15 protein-coding genes are annotated in these 13472 nt (G+C 69.0%); 8 read left to right on the top strand and 7 right to left on the bottom strand.

All coding sequences use genetic code 11. The features are described 5' to 3' along the window. Window positions 1-390: 390 nt before the first annotated feature. The gene (locus XAN126_RS0123200) at window positions 391-579 is read left to right on the top strand and encodes a hypothetical protein (RefSeq protein ID WP_024280942.1); all 189 of its coding nucleotides are present in this window, start codon (window positions 391-393) and stop codon (window positions 577-579) included. Window positions 580-604: 25 nt separating this feature from the next. On the opposite strand, the gene XAN126_RS0123195 is transcribed toward XAN126_RS0123200, so the two are convergent. Then, window positions 605-1732, bottom strand: coding sequence for a site-2 protease family protein (locus XAN126_RS0123195; RefSeq protein WP_024280941.1), 1128 nt, complete (start codon window positions 1730-1732; stop codon window positions 605-607). Window positions 1733-1840: 108 nt separating this feature from the next. On the opposite strand from XAN126_RS0123195, the gene XAN126_RS0123190 reads away from it, so the two are divergent. From XAN126_RS0123190 to XAN126_RS0123175, 4 genes are all read left to right on the top strand, one after another. Continuing rightward, window positions 1841-2347 (top strand): MarR family transcriptional regulator, encoded by a 507-nt coding sequence (locus XAN126_RS0123190; protein ID WP_245272325.1) that lies wholly within the window; start codon window positions 1841-1843, stop codon window positions 2345-2347. Next, window positions 2344-3684 carry a multidrug effflux MFS transporter gene (locus XAN126_RS0123185; RefSeq protein ID WP_029877639.1) on the top strand — a complete coding sequence of 447 codons (1341 nt, stop codon included), beginning with the start codon at window positions 2344-2346 and terminating at the stop codon, window positions 3682-3684. Before XAN126_RS0123190 ends, XAN126_RS0123185 begins: the two co-directional genes overlap by 4 nt. Before the next feature lie 94 nt (window positions 3685-3778). Beyond that, a complete protein-coding gene (locus tag XAN126_RS0123180) occupies window positions 3779-4213 on the top strand; it encodes a hypothetical protein (RefSeq protein WP_024280938.1) in 435 nt (144 codons plus the stop codon). Window positions 4214-4227: 14 nt separating this feature from the next. Continuing rightward, entirely contained in the window at window positions 4228-4833 is a 606-nt protein-coding gene (locus XAN126_RS0123175) for an OmpA family protein (RefSeq protein WP_038225366.1), read from the top strand. A 90-nt stretch (window positions 4834-4923) separates the two neighbouring features. On the opposite strand, the gene XAN126_RS26640 is transcribed toward XAN126_RS0123175, so the two are convergent. Beyond that, on the bottom strand, window positions 4924-5700 hold the full coding sequence (locus XAN126_RS26640) for a histone H1 (protein WP_155982387.1): 777 nt from the start codon (window positions 5698-5700) through the stop codon (window positions 4924-4926). 262 nt (window positions 5701-5962) lie between these two features. Here XAN126_RS26640 and XAN126_RS27370 point away from each other — a divergent pair, with 262 nt between their 5' ends. Beyond that, window positions 5963-6421: a hypothetical protein gene (locus XAN126_RS27370; protein ID WP_024280936.1), complete on the top strand. Its 459-nt coding sequence runs from the start codon at window positions 5963-5965 to the stop codon at window positions 6419-6421. A 98-nt stretch (window positions 6422-6519) separates the two neighbouring features. On the opposite strand, the gene denD is transcribed toward XAN126_RS27370, so the two are convergent. The 5 genes from denD to XAN126_RS0123140 form a co-directional block, all read right to left on the bottom strand. Further along, window positions 6520-7497 (bottom strand): D-erythronate dehydrogenase, encoded by a 978-nt coding sequence (gene denD, locus XAN126_RS0123160; protein ID WP_024280935.1) that lies wholly within the window; start codon window positions 7495-7497, stop codon window positions 6520-6522. Between the two features lie 83 nt (window positions 7498-7580). Continuing rightward, on the bottom strand, window positions 7581-8327 hold the full coding sequence (locus XAN126_RS0123155; protein WP_024280934.1) for an SDR family oxidoreductase: 747 nt from the start codon (window positions 8325-8327) through the stop codon (window positions 7581-7583). Window positions 8328-8357: 30 nt separating this feature from the next. Next, window positions 8358-9059, bottom strand: coding sequence for a GNAT family protein (locus XAN126_RS0123150; protein WP_024280933.1), 702 nt, complete (start codon window positions 9057-9059; stop codon window positions 8358-8360). Then, complete coding sequence (locus tag XAN126_RS0123145; RefSeq protein WP_024280932.1) at window positions 9059-9889, bottom strand: isocitrate lyase/phosphoenolpyruvate mutase family protein; 831 nt, start codon at window positions 9887-9889, stop codon at window positions 9059-9061. The genes XAN126_RS0123150 and XAN126_RS0123145 overlap by 1 nt, the downstream gene beginning before the upstream one ends. Before the next feature lie 99 nt (window positions 9890-9988). Beyond that, window positions 9989-11839, bottom strand: coding sequence for an IlvD/Edd family dehydratase (locus tag XAN126_RS0123140; RefSeq protein WP_024280931.1), 1851 nt, complete (start codon window positions 11837-11839; stop codon window positions 9989-9991). A 206-nt stretch (window positions 11840-12045) separates the two neighbouring features. Here XAN126_RS0123140 and XAN126_RS0123135 point away from each other — a divergent pair, with 206 nt between their 5' ends. Together XAN126_RS0123135 and XAN126_RS0123130 are read left to right on the top strand one after the other, a co-directional pair. Beyond that, on the top strand, window positions 12046-12816 hold the full coding sequence (locus XAN126_RS0123135; protein ID WP_024280930.1) for an ABC transporter ATP-binding protein: 771 nt from the start codon (window positions 12046-12048) through the stop codon (window positions 12814-12816). Further along, a complete protein-coding gene (locus tag XAN126_RS0123130; protein WP_024280929.1) occupies window positions 12813-13457 on the top strand; it encodes an energy-coupling factor transporter transmembrane component T in 645 nt (214 codons plus the stop codon). The genes XAN126_RS0123135 and XAN126_RS0123130 overlap by 4 nt, the downstream gene beginning before the upstream one ends. The last annotated feature ends 15 nt before the right edge of the window (window positions 13458-13472 follow it).

Below are 13472 nucleotides of genomic sequence, written 5' to 3'. Positions count from 1 at the left end.
AATGTATGTCGTTATATTCAATTCTCATGGCTTGAAATAATCAGGTCATGGCACGGCCCAAGTTCATGTCTCCTGCTGCCTCTGGATATCCTGATTCAGGATGCCGACCTGCTCCCGGCGCGCGCCGCGGCGGCAACGCTGCATTCCCTCGGACCTGCGCGTCGTCTCATTGCCACGCTGGATAAGTAGAGCGCAAGATTTTGCGGGCTTCGTGCCGCCCAGATCCCGTCATTACGAAAAAGAATTCGAACCATTTGGATTTGCATGGCGTTTCAGTCGCGAAGGCGAGGAACCCCATGCTCACATCCATTGCCGCCCTGTGCGGCTTGCTCGCCTTCGCGATCTTCTGCGTGCTGCTCGTGCTCTGGCTGACACGGTAGGAGGCTGACCATGTCCCGGAAATACGCAATAGATCAGATCGTCGAATTCGCCGGCGATTTTCTGTCCCCCACGGGCCTATACCGCATCATTCGCGCACTGCCTGCGGACGGTGGCGAGCCGAGCTACAAGGTGAAAGGCCAACGCGAGCTGTTCGAGCGCGTGGCGCGGGAATCGCAATTGCGGGAACTGCTGCAATAGGCCCTCGCGACTGTCGCTCATGACATCAGGTGGACAGCCCCTTGTCCCGCTCCGCTCTGGCGTCTCGGGCCACATGAATCATCATCAGTTCGCCCACATTCTCCGGCGTGAGCAGGCCCACCAGCCGCCCTCCGGCGGTGTCGAGGACGCCGACGGCGGGGACCTGGGCGCTGGTGATGAGTTTCAGCGCCGCATCGAGCTTGGAGCGCGCCTCGACAGTCGGGATGTCGTGCTGCATCACGTCGATGACGGGCGTTGACGGCCCCTGGTCCTTGAGCGCCCGGATCATGGCGTCGCGGGTGAGCACGCCGCGCAGGTGGCCGGCGCCGTCCACCACCGGGAACTCCTTCTGGGTGGAGCGGATGAGCGCCTCCGCCGCGTCGTCCACCGTGGCTTGCGGGCCGAGCGTCTCAAAATGCGTGATCATGGCGTCCGCCACGATATGCCCGCGCGAGGCTTCCCTCAGCTGCACCTGCCCGGCCTCGCCGGAAGCGGCGAGGAAGACGAAGACGCCGATGATCATCAGCATCGGATTGGTGAAGATGCCCAGCAGCCCGAGGCCGATGGCGAGGCCCTGGCCGATGGAGGCGGCAAGCGCGGTGGCGCGGGCAAAGCCCATCTTCATGGCGAGCAGCGCGCGCAGCACCCGTCCGCCGTCCATCGGGAAGGCCGGGATGAGGTTGAACAGCACGAGGAAGATATTGGCCCCCGCGAGCTTGACCAGCATGGAGGTCCGCGGGTCCTCGATCTTCGCCAGATCCTCCGCCTTGAGGTCGCCGCCGGCCAAGGTAAAGCTCAGCACCGCCAGCAGCACGAGCGCGATCACCACATTCACCGCCGGCCCGGCGATGGCCACCACCAGCTCCTGCGAGGGCTTCTCCGGGATGCGCTCCAGATTGGCGATGCCGCCGAACGGCCAGAGCGTGATGTCCGGCGTCTTCACCCCGTAGCGGCGGGCGGCGAAGACGTGCCCCAGCTCGTGCAGCAGCACACAGAAGAACAGGAGCGCCACGAACAGCACGCCCTCCCACGCCGCCTGCGACCCGCCGGACCGGTAATAGGCCGCCCAGATCCACACCAGGAACAGGAGAAAGGTCACGTGGATGCGGATGGCGGTCTCGCCGAGACGGCCGATGGTCAGGGACCAGGGCATCGCAAATCTCCCTGAGGGATGTCGCTCCACACATAGCGCGTCGGGCCGGGCACGCAATGACGTGCATCAGGAGGCTATAGGGTTGTTAGTAAGGGGAGCTTATTATATATGACACTTATGAGATCGCCCACGCCTGCTACCACGCCGCCGCTCGGCTTCCTGCTCGTGGATTCCGCGCGGCTCTATCGCGCCCGCATCGACCGCGCCTTCGACGGTGCAGGCCTCGGCCTCACCATCGGCGAGGCGCGGGCGCTCGCGCACATCAACATCAATCCCGGCCTGCGCCAGTCGGCGCTCGCGGAGAAGATGAGCGTGGAGCCCATGACGCTGGTGGGATTCCTGGACCGCCTCGAGGCGCTGGGGCTGGTGGTGCGCGAGGCGGACCCGACCGACCGTCGGGCCAAGATCGTCGCGCTCACGGATGCGGCCCGCCCTTATCTGGACGGGATCGAGCAGGCGGCGGCGCGGGCGCGCGAGGAGGCGACCCGCGGGTTTTCGGATGAGGAGCGCGCGCAGTTGCGTGAGTTCCTCGACCGCATCCGCGGCAACCTCGCCCGCGACTGCGCGGGCCGCGAGAGCGCGCGCGAGGCCCGGCTCAAGGAGGCGCGGCGGTGAGGGCGCCATCTCCGGCGGTGATCCCCCCCGCGCCGCTCATGACCGAGCGTGAGGTGTCGATCATCGGCGGCATGATGGTCATGCTCGGCCCGGTCAGCCTCTCCCTCTACACCCCGGCCTTGCCGACGCTGGTGGAGGTGTTCGGCACGTCGATTGCCACAGTGAAGCTTACCCTCACCGTCTTCTTCTTCGGCTTCGCCGTGTCCCAGCTTGTCTGCGGCCCCCTGTCGGACGCCTATGGTCGGCGGCCGGTGGCGCTCGGCTTCTTCGGCATCTATTTGTCCGGCGCGGTGGTCGCCATGCTGGCGCCCACCATCGGCTGGCTGGTGGCCGGGCGCATCCTGCAGGGCATCGGCGCGGCGGCGGGCATCGCTCTGTCCCGCGCGCTGGTGCGCGACCAATATACCGGGCAGGCCTCGGCGCGGGTGATGAACCTCATCGGCACCATTCTCGCCATCGGCCCCGCCGTCTCGCCCACCATCGGCGGCTTGCTGCTCGGCACCTTCGGCTGGCATTCGGTGTTTGTCGCCATGACCGTGTTCGGGCTCAGCCTCATGCTGGTCCTGGTACTGCGGGTGCCGGAGACCAACCGCACGCCGGACCGTCGCCTCGCCGCCCCCCGCGCCGTCGCGCGAAGCTACCGGCGCCTCCTCACCGACCGCGGCTTCATGCGCGCCGCGCTCACCGCGGGATCGGCACTGGGCGGCATCTACACGCTGGCGGCGGCGCTGCCCTTCGTGCTCATCGACCGGGTGGGGCTCTCGCCCACGCAATTCGGCGTCGCCATGATGATGCAGACTGGCGCCTTCATGTTAGGTACCCTCATCGCCCGCCCGCTGCTCAACCGATTCAAGGCGCAGCAGCTCATCCTGCCCGGCCTGCTGCTGGTGCTCACCGGCGCTATCGCCATGGCGGTGGGCCCGCATGTGGTGGCGCTCTCGACCCTGAGCGTGATGCTGCCCATCTCCTTCTGGGCCTGCGGCTGCGCGCTGCTTCTGCCCGGCTGCACCACCAATGCGCTGGCCCGCTTCGGCTCCATCGCCGGCGCCGCCTCCGCGCTGACCGGCTTCCTGCAGATCGGCAGCGGGTTCATCGGTACGTCCATCTCGGCGCTGCTGCCCTCGCCGCTGCTGGCCATGACCATCCTGGTGCCCGCCATGGCGGTGATGGCGCTCACCATCCACCTCGCGCTCGCGCCGCGCCGCGAGGCCGCGCCGGTGGAGGTCGAGCCCGCCCGTGACCTCGCCCCCGATCTGGAGCTCGCCGCCGATCCCCTCGGCCTCGTCGGGGCGTCCGGCGACGAGATCGAGGCAGGCACTTACCGTCGGGCATCCTGAGCACGCCACGCCCGCGCCCCCGGTTGGTTGACCAAGCGGGAGGCGGAGTGGTCAATTCCCCCTCAGCTCGCGAATCCGGGCTATGGGGGGACATATGAAACTTCGAGGATTGGCCTTCGCGGCCCTGATGGCGCTCGGCGCGGCAGGCGCCGCCGGCAGCGCCCAGGCGCAGACCATGAGTTACGCGCAGGCCGCCGGCCTTCTGGCGCAGCATTGCGGCGAGGACATCATGAAGCTCTGCCGCGGCCAGAACCTGGGCAACGGCGCCATCTACAACTGCCTCAGCCAGAATGTGGGACGCCTTTCCCCCGCCTGCGCCGCCAACCACGAGGGCATCCGCCAGATGACCGAGGCGCGGGCCGCCGCGCAGCGCGAGGTCTACAAGGTCTGCGACCGTGACCGCGCGCAATATTGCCCCGGCATGGTGCCCGGCGACGGCAACATCGTCTCGTGCCTGCTTGAAGCCTCCAAGGTGGTGAGCCAGGCCTGCACGAGTGCCCTCATCAACGCCGGCTACAATCAGCAGTGAAGGGGGAGGGACAGATGAAATTCCAGATGCGTTCCGCCCTGCTGCTGTCCGCCGCGCTGCTGGCGCCGGTGCTCCTCGCCGCGCCGGCCTCGGCCCAGGTCGCCACCTCCAACGCCCAGATCGTTCAGGGCCTTCAGGCCAGCGTCGCCGATGTGCCGAACGTCTCGGCCGAGGCCCTGCGCGGCCTCGCCGTCGCGCACATGAAGTATACCGGCCCGCCCGAGAGCCGCCCGCCGCTGGCCGTCCAGCTCGACCAGCTGGCGCAGATCAACGTGGAGATCGAGTTCGATCTCAACTCCGCGATGATCAAGCCGTCGTCCTACCGCACGCTCGGCTCCATCGCCGATGCCATGCATAACCCGACCCTGCTCGGCTACAAGTTCCTGGTGGTGGGCAACACCGACACTACCGGAACGCGCGAGCATAATCTCAAGCTCAGCCAGGAGCGCGCCGACGCGGTGATGCAGGCGCTCGCCACCACCTTCCGCGTGGACCCGCGCCGGCTTCAGGCCGTGGGCCTCGGTGAGGAAAACCTGCAGGACGTGAAGCATCCGGAAGCCGCCATCAACCGGCGCGTCCAGATCTTCAACCTGGGCAGCACGGGCGTCCTCACCCCCTGATCCTGCCGGACCTTCAACAAAAGAACGCCGCCGCCGGGGATGCCCGGCGGCGGCGTTCCTGTTTCTGCGACCTCAGTTGAGGACCGGCTCTCAGGCCTTCTTGGCGCGGGCCGGCTTGGCGGCGGCCTTCGCGGGCGCCTTGGCCGGAGCCTTGGGGGCGGGAGCCGTCTTCACCGCCGCGGCCTTGGCACGGGCGGCCTTCGGGGCGGGGGCCTTGGGAGCATCAGTCTTGGGTGCAGCCGCCTTGGGCGCCTCAGTCTTGGGGGCGGGGGCGGCCTTCGGAGCCTTCGGCGCGGCGGCCTTGGGAGCGGCAGCCTTCGTCGCCTTCGGGGCCGCCGGCTTGGCGGCCGGGGCCTTCGTCTCGACAGCCTTGGCCTCGGGCGCGGCCTTGGGAGCGGCAACCTTCGGAGCAGCAGACTTGGGAGCTGCGGCCTTGGGCGCAGCCTTCGCCTTCGCCGCCTTGGCCGGGGTCTCCGCCACTGCCTTCGGCGCTGCTTCCTTCGCCGCCGCCGGCTTGGCCGCCTTCGGAGCCGCGGCCTTCACCACGGTCGCCTTCGGCGCGGCAGCCTTGGGCGTAGCCGCCTTGGGAGCCACAGCCTTGGGAGCCACAGTCTTGGGAGCCGCCGCCTTGGCAGGGGCCTTGGGAGCGGCGGCCTTGGAAGCGGCAGTCTTGGGAGCCGCCGCCTTCGCAGGGGCAGTCTTCGCAGCAGCGGACTTGGCTGCGGGCTTGGGCTTGTCGGGGGACTGGGTCAGAGCGGAAGCCGCGAGGGACTTGATCTCCGCGTGGGTGAGGCTGCCCGGATCGCGAAGGGCCTTCGCGGCGAGGCTGCTCACTTCGTCACTGGTGACTTCCGGCTTCTTGGCCATGACTCTTCTCCGAAATTCTACGCGCCGGCGCGAATTCCGTGTCGAATCACGACGTTCGCCAGCATGTGATCCATCCCCCGGAAAATTTTCGGAATGGTTAACGCCAGTCTTATCAGGACGTTCCAGCGCGCCAGCGATCAGCCTCCGGCGGCCCTCACCGGGGTGTCACACCCTCGTCCCACCATCGGTCTAGGGTGCCGAATCAGCAGCGGGCGCGGGGGCGCGATGCTTACCGATTCCCGTTATAAATGAAGGGGTTCGCATGCCCGGCCGTCCGACCGTGCTCTTCCTGTGCCCCGACAACGGGGCGCTCAGCCTGATGGCGGAAGCCGTGGCGCTCCATCGTCATCCCGATCTGCGCCCGTTCAGCGCTGCCGCCGCCACGCCGGGCCAGGTCGATCCGGCCCTCGTCGCCGCGCTGGAGGCGGAGAGCATCCCCGCCGACGGGCTTTCCGCGAAACCGGCCGGGGTGTTTCTGCTCTCCGGCGCGCCGCGCCTCGATGTGGTGGTGGCGCTGGGCGAGGCGAGCCGCAGGGCCATCCGTCGCCAGCCCTTCCTCGGCCTGTTGCGGCTGGAGACCTGGGGCCTCGCGGAAGTCGTCCGCAGCCTGCCCGCGCCGGCCCGCCGCACCGCCTATCGCCGCCTGCTGCCGGACATCGGCGCCGCCATCGCGCGGCTGGAGGAGCGCATCGCGCTCCGCCTCTCCGGGGTCGCCGCCTAGGGCTTTGCGGCGCCTTGGCTCAGGCGCCGCGCGGGAGCTTTTCACGGCTTTCGCTCAAGCGCCGCGCGGGCTAGAACCGCCCGCGCGCAACGCCGTCCTCAGTCGGCGATCTTGCCGCCGAGTTCGTCCTCGATATGGATGCGGATGATCTCCTCGAAGGAGCCTTCCGCCTTGAAGCCGAGCGCGGTCGCGCGCGCGGCGTCGAACTTGCGCGGCCAGCCGGAGACGATGGTCTCGATCACCGGATCGGGCACCTTTTTGATGCGCGCCACCGCCTTGTCGCCGGCCACCTTGCGCAGCGCCTCGATCTGCTCGCCCACCGTCACGGCGAGGCCGGGCATGGTGAGGTTGCGGCGGGTGCCGACGCTGGCGCCGTCGAGGGTCGCGGCATGGATGAGGAAGCCCACCGCCGAGCGCGGCGAGGCGTGCCAGTGCATCACGTCTTCCGACACGGGCAGGATCGCCTCCTGCCCCGCAAGCGGCTCGCGGATGATGCCGGAGAAGAAGCCGGAGGCGGCCTTGTTGGGCAGGCCCGGCCGCACGCAGATGGTGGGCAGGCGGATGCCGATGCCGTCGAAGAAGCCGCGCCGGGTGTAGTCCGCCAGCAGCAGCTCGCCCATGGCCTTCTGCGTGCCATAGGAAGTGAGCGGCGTGTGGAAATACTCGTCCGGGATCGCCTCCGGGAACGGCGCGCCGAACACCGCGATGGATGAGGTGAAGACGAGGCGGGGCGTATAGCCCTCCATCACCCGCACCGCGTCGAACAAATGGCGCGTGCCGTCGAGATTAATGCGGTAGCCCTTCTCGAAATCCGCTTCCGCCTCGCCGGAGACGATGGCGGCGAGATGCAGGATCACGTCCGGCCGGTCCGCCACCAGCGCCGCCGCCTCGCCGGGCACGGAGATGTCGGAGACGCGGGTGTCGATGGGAAAGGGCGCCTCGGGGGGCTTGGGCGTCACCACGTCGTGGGCGGTGATGCGGGTGATGGGCTTGCCGCCGAGGCGGCCGTCGCGGGCGAGGCGCTCGATGAGCTTGCGACCGACCATGCCGGCGCCGCCGATGACCAGAATGTGCATGTTGGAAAATCCCTTCGCGCTAGAGCACGCGCCGCTCTGATTGCATCGCAATCCGAGCGGATAACGCGTTCTCTTTCTTGGAGTCAGAGCGCCCAGCCGCCGTCGATGATGTGGATCTGCCCCGTGGTGAAGGCGCTCTCGTCGGAGGCGAGATAGAGCGCGAGCGCCGCGATCTCCTCCGGCGTGCCGAGGCGCCCCATGGGCTGGCGGCCGACGAAATCGGCGCGCACCTGCTCCAGCGAGCGGCCGGTCTGGGCCGAGACGGCGGCGATGCGCTCGTCCAGCGAGGGCGACTGGATGGTGCCGGGGCAGATGGCGTTGGCGCGCACGCCCTTCAGGATGAAGTCCGCGGCCACCGCCTTGGTCAGCCCGATCACCGCCGCCTTGGTGGTGCCATAGGCATAGCGGTTCGGCACGCCGCGGATGGAGGAGGCCGCCGAGGCGATGTTGACGATGGAGCCCGCGCCCGTCTCCAGCATCCCCGGCAGGAAGGCCGAGATGGTGCGGTGCATGGATTTCACATTGAGGTCGAAGGAGAAGTCCCAGTCCTTCTCGCTGGTCTCGAAGATGGTGCCCTGATGGACGTAGCCGGCGGCGTTCACCAGCACGTTGACCGGGCCGATCTCCTTGGCGAGCGCGGTCACCGCGTCGGTGGAGAGAACGTCCAGCCCCCGCGTCTGCGTGCCCGCGAGGCCGGCGAGCTTGCCGACGTCCAGGTCGGTGGCGATGACGCTCGCGCCTTCGCGCACGAAAGCCTCCGCGATGGCGCGGCCGATGCCCTGTCCCGCCGCCGTCACCAGCGCGGTCTTGCCCTGAAGTCGTCCACCCATGGCGTTCCTCTTATGTTGGCCGGGCGCGCCTCAAAGGGCCGCCCGGATATCCTCCAGCCGCCGGACCTGGCGGCCGTTTTCATCGAAATTATCCGGCGCCAGCCAGGCCTCGAAGGCCGCCCTGGCGCGCGGCCATTCGCTGTCGAGCAGGGAGAACCAGGCGGTGTCCCGGTTGCGGCCCTTGATGATCATGTGCTGGCGGAACAGCCCCTCGAAGGTGAAACCGAGCCGCGCCGCCGCCTGCCGGGAGGGGGCGTTGAGCGCGTTGCACTTCCATTCGTAGCGGCGATAGCCGAGCGCCTCGAAGGCGTGGCGGGCCATGAGATACATGGCCTCCGTCGCCCCCCGCGTGCGCTGGAGCGCGGGGGTGTAGAGGATGTTGCCCACCTCGATCACCCGCTGCGCCGGCTCGATGCGCATGTAGGTGGCATGGCCCACTGCCCGGCCGCTGCCCGTTTCCTCGATGGCGAAGAGCAGCGGGTCCGCCTTCTTCGCGGCCTCGGCGTAATAGGCGGTGAAGGCGGCTTCGTCGGGAAAGGGCGCGGGGGAGAGATAGGCCCAGAGCGCCTCCTTCTCCGGCCCGTGCGACAAAGCGAAGAGCGAGGCGGCATGCCGGGCGGCATCGAACGGCACGAGGCGGACGTGGCGGCCCTCCAGCGTGGTCGGCTCCGGCCGGCGGGCGGGGGCGGTGTCCACGGGCGTGCCGAGGGGGATGGCGTGATCTTCGGCCATCACTTGTCGCTCCCGGCGCGGAAGAAGCCGTTGATCTCGGCGAACGGCACTGCGGCGGCGAACTTGCCGAAGGTGCCGGCGTCGCGGATCTCCTCCACCGAGGCGATGAAGGCGCCCCAGGCGACGCGGCTCAGGGTGCTGCCCACGCTGATGCGGCGCGCGCCGAGCCCCGCGAGGTCGGCGACGGAGAGCCCCGTCGCGCCCGGCATGAGCACGTTCACCGGCAGCGGTGCCACCGCTTCCACCACGGCCGAGATGTCGTCCCGTGTCCTGATGCCCGGCGCATAGAGGCAGTCCGCCCCCGCCGCCGCATAGGCCTTCAGGCGGGTGATGACTTCGGCGAGGTCCGGGCGGCCCACCAGGATGCCTTCCGCGCGGGCGGTGAGGATCACGTCGGCGCCTGAGGCGTCGATGGCCTTGCGCGCCGCGCGCACCCGCGCCACCGCGTCGTCGAGATCGTAAAGCGGATGCGCCGCGTCCCCCGTCGCGTCCTCGATGGAGAGGCCGGAAACGCCGGTCGCGACGCACAGGGTGACGCTCTCTGCCACCCCGGCAGGGTCGGGCGCGAAGCCCGCCTCGAAGTCGGCATTCATGGGCAAAGCGGTGGCCGCGACGAGATCGGCGATGTGGGCCAGCATCTCGTCCCGCCCCACGGCGCCGTCCGGCCGTCCGGTGGAGAAAGCATAGCCCGCGCTGGTGGTGGCGAGCGCCTTGAAGCCGGCGGCCTCCAGATAGCGCGTCGTACCCACGTCCCAGGGGTTGGGCAGCACGAAGCAGCCGCTCTCGTGGAGCGTGCGGAAGGCGCGGCGCTTTTCGGCGGGCGAGGTCATGATGTCAGTCCCGTGCGCCGCCGGGGCGTGGCGGCGGGGTGGGAGATTAGGACCGGGGCGGGCGGACGGGAAAGACCCATCCACCCGTCCGCATCGCGATCAGTGGTTGTCGCGCGGCACGCCCATGGTCTGGGCGATGTGCTGGTATTTCACCGCCGGCTTCAGCACCATGCCCTCGTCGAACTGGGCCACCATGGAGCGCTGAATCTCCTGCCACGGGGTCTGGCTCTCCGGCGCCTTGTAGCCGCCGTGCCCCTGAAGGTCGGCGCGGCGCTGGGCCAGCTCTTCCGGCGAGAGCAGGATGTCGGCGGTGCAGGTGTTGAGGTCGATGCGCACCCGGTCGCCGGTCTTCAGCAGCGCGAGGCCGCCGCCCGCCGCCGCTTCCGGCGAGGCGTTGAGGATGGAGGGCGAGCCCGAGGTGCCGGACTGACGGCCGTCGCCGATGCAGGGCAGGGCATGGATGCCCTTCTTCAGGAGGGCGGCCGGCGGCTGCATGTTCACCACCTCCGCGCCGCCGGGATAGCCGAGCGGGCCGGTGCCGCGAATGAACAGCAGGGTGTATTCGTCGATGCCCAGCGAGGCATCGTCGATGCGGTGGTGGTAGTCCTCCGGCCCGTCGAACACCACGGCGCGGCCCTCGAAGGCTTCCGGATCGTTGGGGTTGGAGAGGAAGCGGGCGCGGAACTCCTCGGAGATCACCGAGGTCTTCATCACCGCATTGTCGAACAGGTTGCCGTGCAGCACGATGAAGCCGGCATCCTCCTTCAGGGGCGCGTCGTAGGCCTTGATGACCTCGCGGTCCCAGGAAAGCTTGCCCTTGCAGTTCTCGCCCATGGTGCGCCCGTTCACGGTGAGCGCGCCCTCGTGGATCTTGCCCTGCTCGATCAGCTCCGCCACCACCGCCGGCACGCCGCCGGCCCGGTGGAATTCCTCGCCGAGATATTCGCCGGCGGGCTGGACGTTCACCAGCAGCGGGATCTTGTGGCCCACAGCCTGCCAGTCGTCCACCGAGAGCGGCACGCCCACATGGCGGGCGATGGCGTTGAGGTGGATGGGGGCGTTGGTGGAGCCACCGATGGCGGAATTGACGCGGATGGCGTTCTCGAACGCCTCGCGGGTGAGGATCTGGGAGGGCTTCAAATCCTCCCACACCATGTCCACGATGCGTTTGCCGGTGTCGTAGGCGATCTGCCCGCGCTCGCGGTAGGGCGCCGGGATGGCGGCGCAGCCGGGCAGGGACATGCCGAGGGCTTCCGCCAGCGCGTTCATGGTGGAGGCGGTGCCCATGGTGTTGCAGTGGCCCACCGACGGGGCGGAGGACGCCACCACATCCATGAACTCGTCATAGCCGATCTCGCCGGCGGCGAAGCGCTCGCGGTTCTTCCACACCACGGTGCCGGAGCCGGTGCGCTCGCCCTTCCACCAGCCGTTCAGCATCGGCCCGCCCGACAGGACGATGGCCGGGATGTTCACGGTGGCGGCGGCCATGATGCAGGCCGGGGTGGTCTTGTCGCAGCCGGTGGTCAGCACCACGCCGTCGAGCGGGTAGCCGTAGAGGATTTCCACGAGGCCGAGATAGGCGAGGTTGCGGTCCAGCGCGGCGGTGGGCCGCTTACCGGTCTCCTGGATGGGATGGACCGGAAACTCGAACGGAACGCCGCCCATGGCCTCGATGCCCGCGCGTACGCGGTGGGCGAGGTCCAGATGGTGGCGGTTGCAGGGGGAGAGGTCCGAGCCGGTCTGGGCGATGCCGATGATGGGCTTGCCGGACTGCAATTCCTCGCGGGTGAGGCCGAAATTGAGGTACCGCTCCAGATAGAGCGCGGTCATGCCGGGATTGTCCGGATTGTCGAACCACAGCTGCGACCTGAGCTTCAGGCCGTGCTTCTCAGGCTGGTCGCCCTTGCGCTCGATCGTTCCGTTTTTCCCCTGGTCGGCAGGACCGGACATGGCTTTCTCCACTCTTCCGGCGTTCGGGTGCGCCGGATTTTAATCGATTTGATCGGCGGGATTTATGCGCCCGGCGGCGGCGGAAATCAATCCGGGTTTGGAGGCGTTCCGGTGTGCGATGCACCCTCGGGGCGCCTCCCATACCCATGGTGCTCTTGCCTCACGGCGCGAACCGTTTATCGGAAGAAGCGCCAGCAGGAGAGTTCATGAGCGAGATGCCCGCCGCCGCCGACACGCGCCCCGCCACCGCGCCCTTTGCGCGGCTCGCCGGGGTCGAGGTGACGCGTGGCGCGCGCACAGTGTTCTCCAATCTCAACCTCACCCTCAACGAACGGCGCATCGGCCTCGTCGGCGACAACGGCTCGGGCAAGTCCACCCTGCTGCGCCTCCTCAACGGGCTGATCCTGCCGGATACCGGCACGGTGACGGTGGAGGGGCTCGACACCCGCCGCGACCGCCGCAAGCTGCCGGCGACGGTGGGTTTCGTGTTCCAGAATGTGGACCACCAGATCATCTTCCCGTCGGTTCGGGAGGAGATCGCCTTCGGCCCCATCCAGCAGGGCACGCCGAAGGCTGAGGCCAATGCCGCCGCCGACCGGCTGCTGGCCCGCCACGGCTGCGCCGGCTGGGGCGATCGGGCGGTGTCGGATCTCTCCGAGGGGCAGAAGCAGCTGGTCTGCATCCTCTCGGCGCTGGCCGCCGGCCCCTCGGTGCTGCTGCTGGACGAGCCCTTCTCCAGCCTCGACCTCACCACCCGCCTCACCCTCGCCTCGCGCCTCGGGGCGCTGGATGTGACCCTGGTGATGGCGAGCCACGACGTGGACCTGTTCGCGGGCTTCGATCGCGTCATCTGGCTGAAGGGCGGGGAGGTGGCGGCGGACGGCGCGCCGGCCGAGGTCATCCCGCTCTACGAGGCCGATGCGCGGGCCCGCGCCGAGATCGCCGTGGCCCGCTCGTCCGGGAGGGCGCTGCCGTGATCGCCGGCTATCTCTCCGGCCGCAGCCTGCTGCATCGCCTGCCCGCCGGGGTGAAGCTGGTTGCGCTCGCGGTGCTCTCCGTGCTGATCGTGCCGCTGGACAGCCCGGTGCTGCTGGCCATGGCGCTCGCCGCCGTGCTCATCGTCTATTCCAGCTTCGGCCGGCCGGGGCTCCGGCGGCTGGCCCAGTGGCGCAGCCTTGCGCCGCTGCTCGTGGTCATCTTCGCGCTGCAAGTGTGGGCGGCATCCGTCGAGGTGGCGCTGGCGAGCGTGCTGCGCATCGCCGTGATGGTGCTGCTCGCCGATCTCGTCACCCTCTCCACCCGCCTGCAGGACATGATGGACGCGCTGGCCCTGCCCATGCGCCCGCTCAAGCGCTTCGGGCTCGATCCCGAGCGCATCGCGCTGGCGGTGGCGCTGGTGCTGCGCTTCGTGCCGGTTCTGCTCGACACCTGGCGGGGGCGCGAGGAAGCCTGGCGGGCGCGCAGCCCGCGCCGGCCGGGGTTGCCCCTCATCGGCGCCTTCTTCTCCGGCGCGCTCGCCATGTCCGATCAGGTGGCGGAAGCTCTTGATGCCCGCGGCTTCGGCGCCCCGCGCCATCCGCGCCCCATGCCGCGCGCCGCGCGCAAGCCTAGATTTTAAAAGGGGATATTGCCC

The sequence above is a fragment of the Xanthobacter sp. 126 genome, assembly GCF_000526175.1.
GTDB lineage: Bacteria > Pseudomonadota > Alphaproteobacteria > Rhizobiales > Xanthobacteraceae > Xanthobacter > Xanthobacter aminoxidans.
This window is presented reverse-complemented; position numbering and strand designations above follow the sequence as displayed.

Coding starts and splice junctions, on each gene's coding strand:
- XAN126_RS0123200 (WP_024280942.1), top strand. CDS start 391: ATGTCCCGGAAATACGCAATAGATCAGATCGTCGAATTCGCCGGCGAT.
- XAN126_RS0123195 (WP_024280941.1), bottom strand. CDS start 1,732: ATGCCCTGGTCCCTGACCATCGGCCGTCTCGGCGAGACCGCCATCCGC.
- XAN126_RS0123190 (WP_245272325.1), top strand. CDS start 1,841: ATGACACTTATGAGATCGCCCACGCCTGCTACCACGCCGCCGCTCGGC.
- XAN126_RS0123180 (WP_024280938.1), top strand. CDS start 3,779: ATGAAACTTCGAGGATTGGCCTTCGCGGCCCTGATGGCGCTCGGCGCG.
- XAN126_RS0123175 (WP_038225366.1), top strand. CDS start 4,228: ATGAAATTCCAGATGCGTTCCGCCCTGCTGCTGTCCGCCGCGCTGCTG.
- XAN126_RS26640 (WP_155982387.1), bottom strand. CDS start 5,700: ATGGCCAAGAAGCCGGAAGTCACCAGTGACGAAGTGAGCAGCCTCGCC.
- XAN126_RS27370 (WP_024280936.1), top strand. CDS start 5,963: ATGCCCGGCCGTCCGACCGTGCTCTTCCTGTGCCCCGACAACGGGGCG.
- denD (WP_024280935.1), bottom strand. CDS start 7,497: ATGCACATTCTGGTCATCGGCGGCGCCGGCATGGTCGGTCGCAAGCTC.
- XAN126_RS0123155 (WP_024280934.1), bottom strand. CDS start 8,327: ATGGGTGGACGACTTCAGGGCAAGACCGCGCTGGTGACGGCGGCGGGA.
- XAN126_RS0123150 (WP_024280933.1), bottom strand. CDS start 9,059: ATGGCCGAAGATCACGCCATCCCCCTCGGCACGCCCGTGGACACCGCC.
- XAN126_RS0123145 (WP_024280932.1), bottom strand. CDS start 9,889: ATGACCTCGCCCGCCGAAAAGCGCCGCGCCTTCCGCACGCTCCACGAG.
- XAN126_RS0123140 (WP_024280931.1), bottom strand. CDS start 11,839: ATGTCCGGTCCTGCCGACCAGGGGAAAAACGGAACGATCGAGCGCAAG.
- XAN126_RS0123135 (WP_024280930.1), top strand. CDS start 12,046: ATGAGCGAGATGCCCGCCGCCGCCGACACGCGCCCCGCCACCGCGCCC.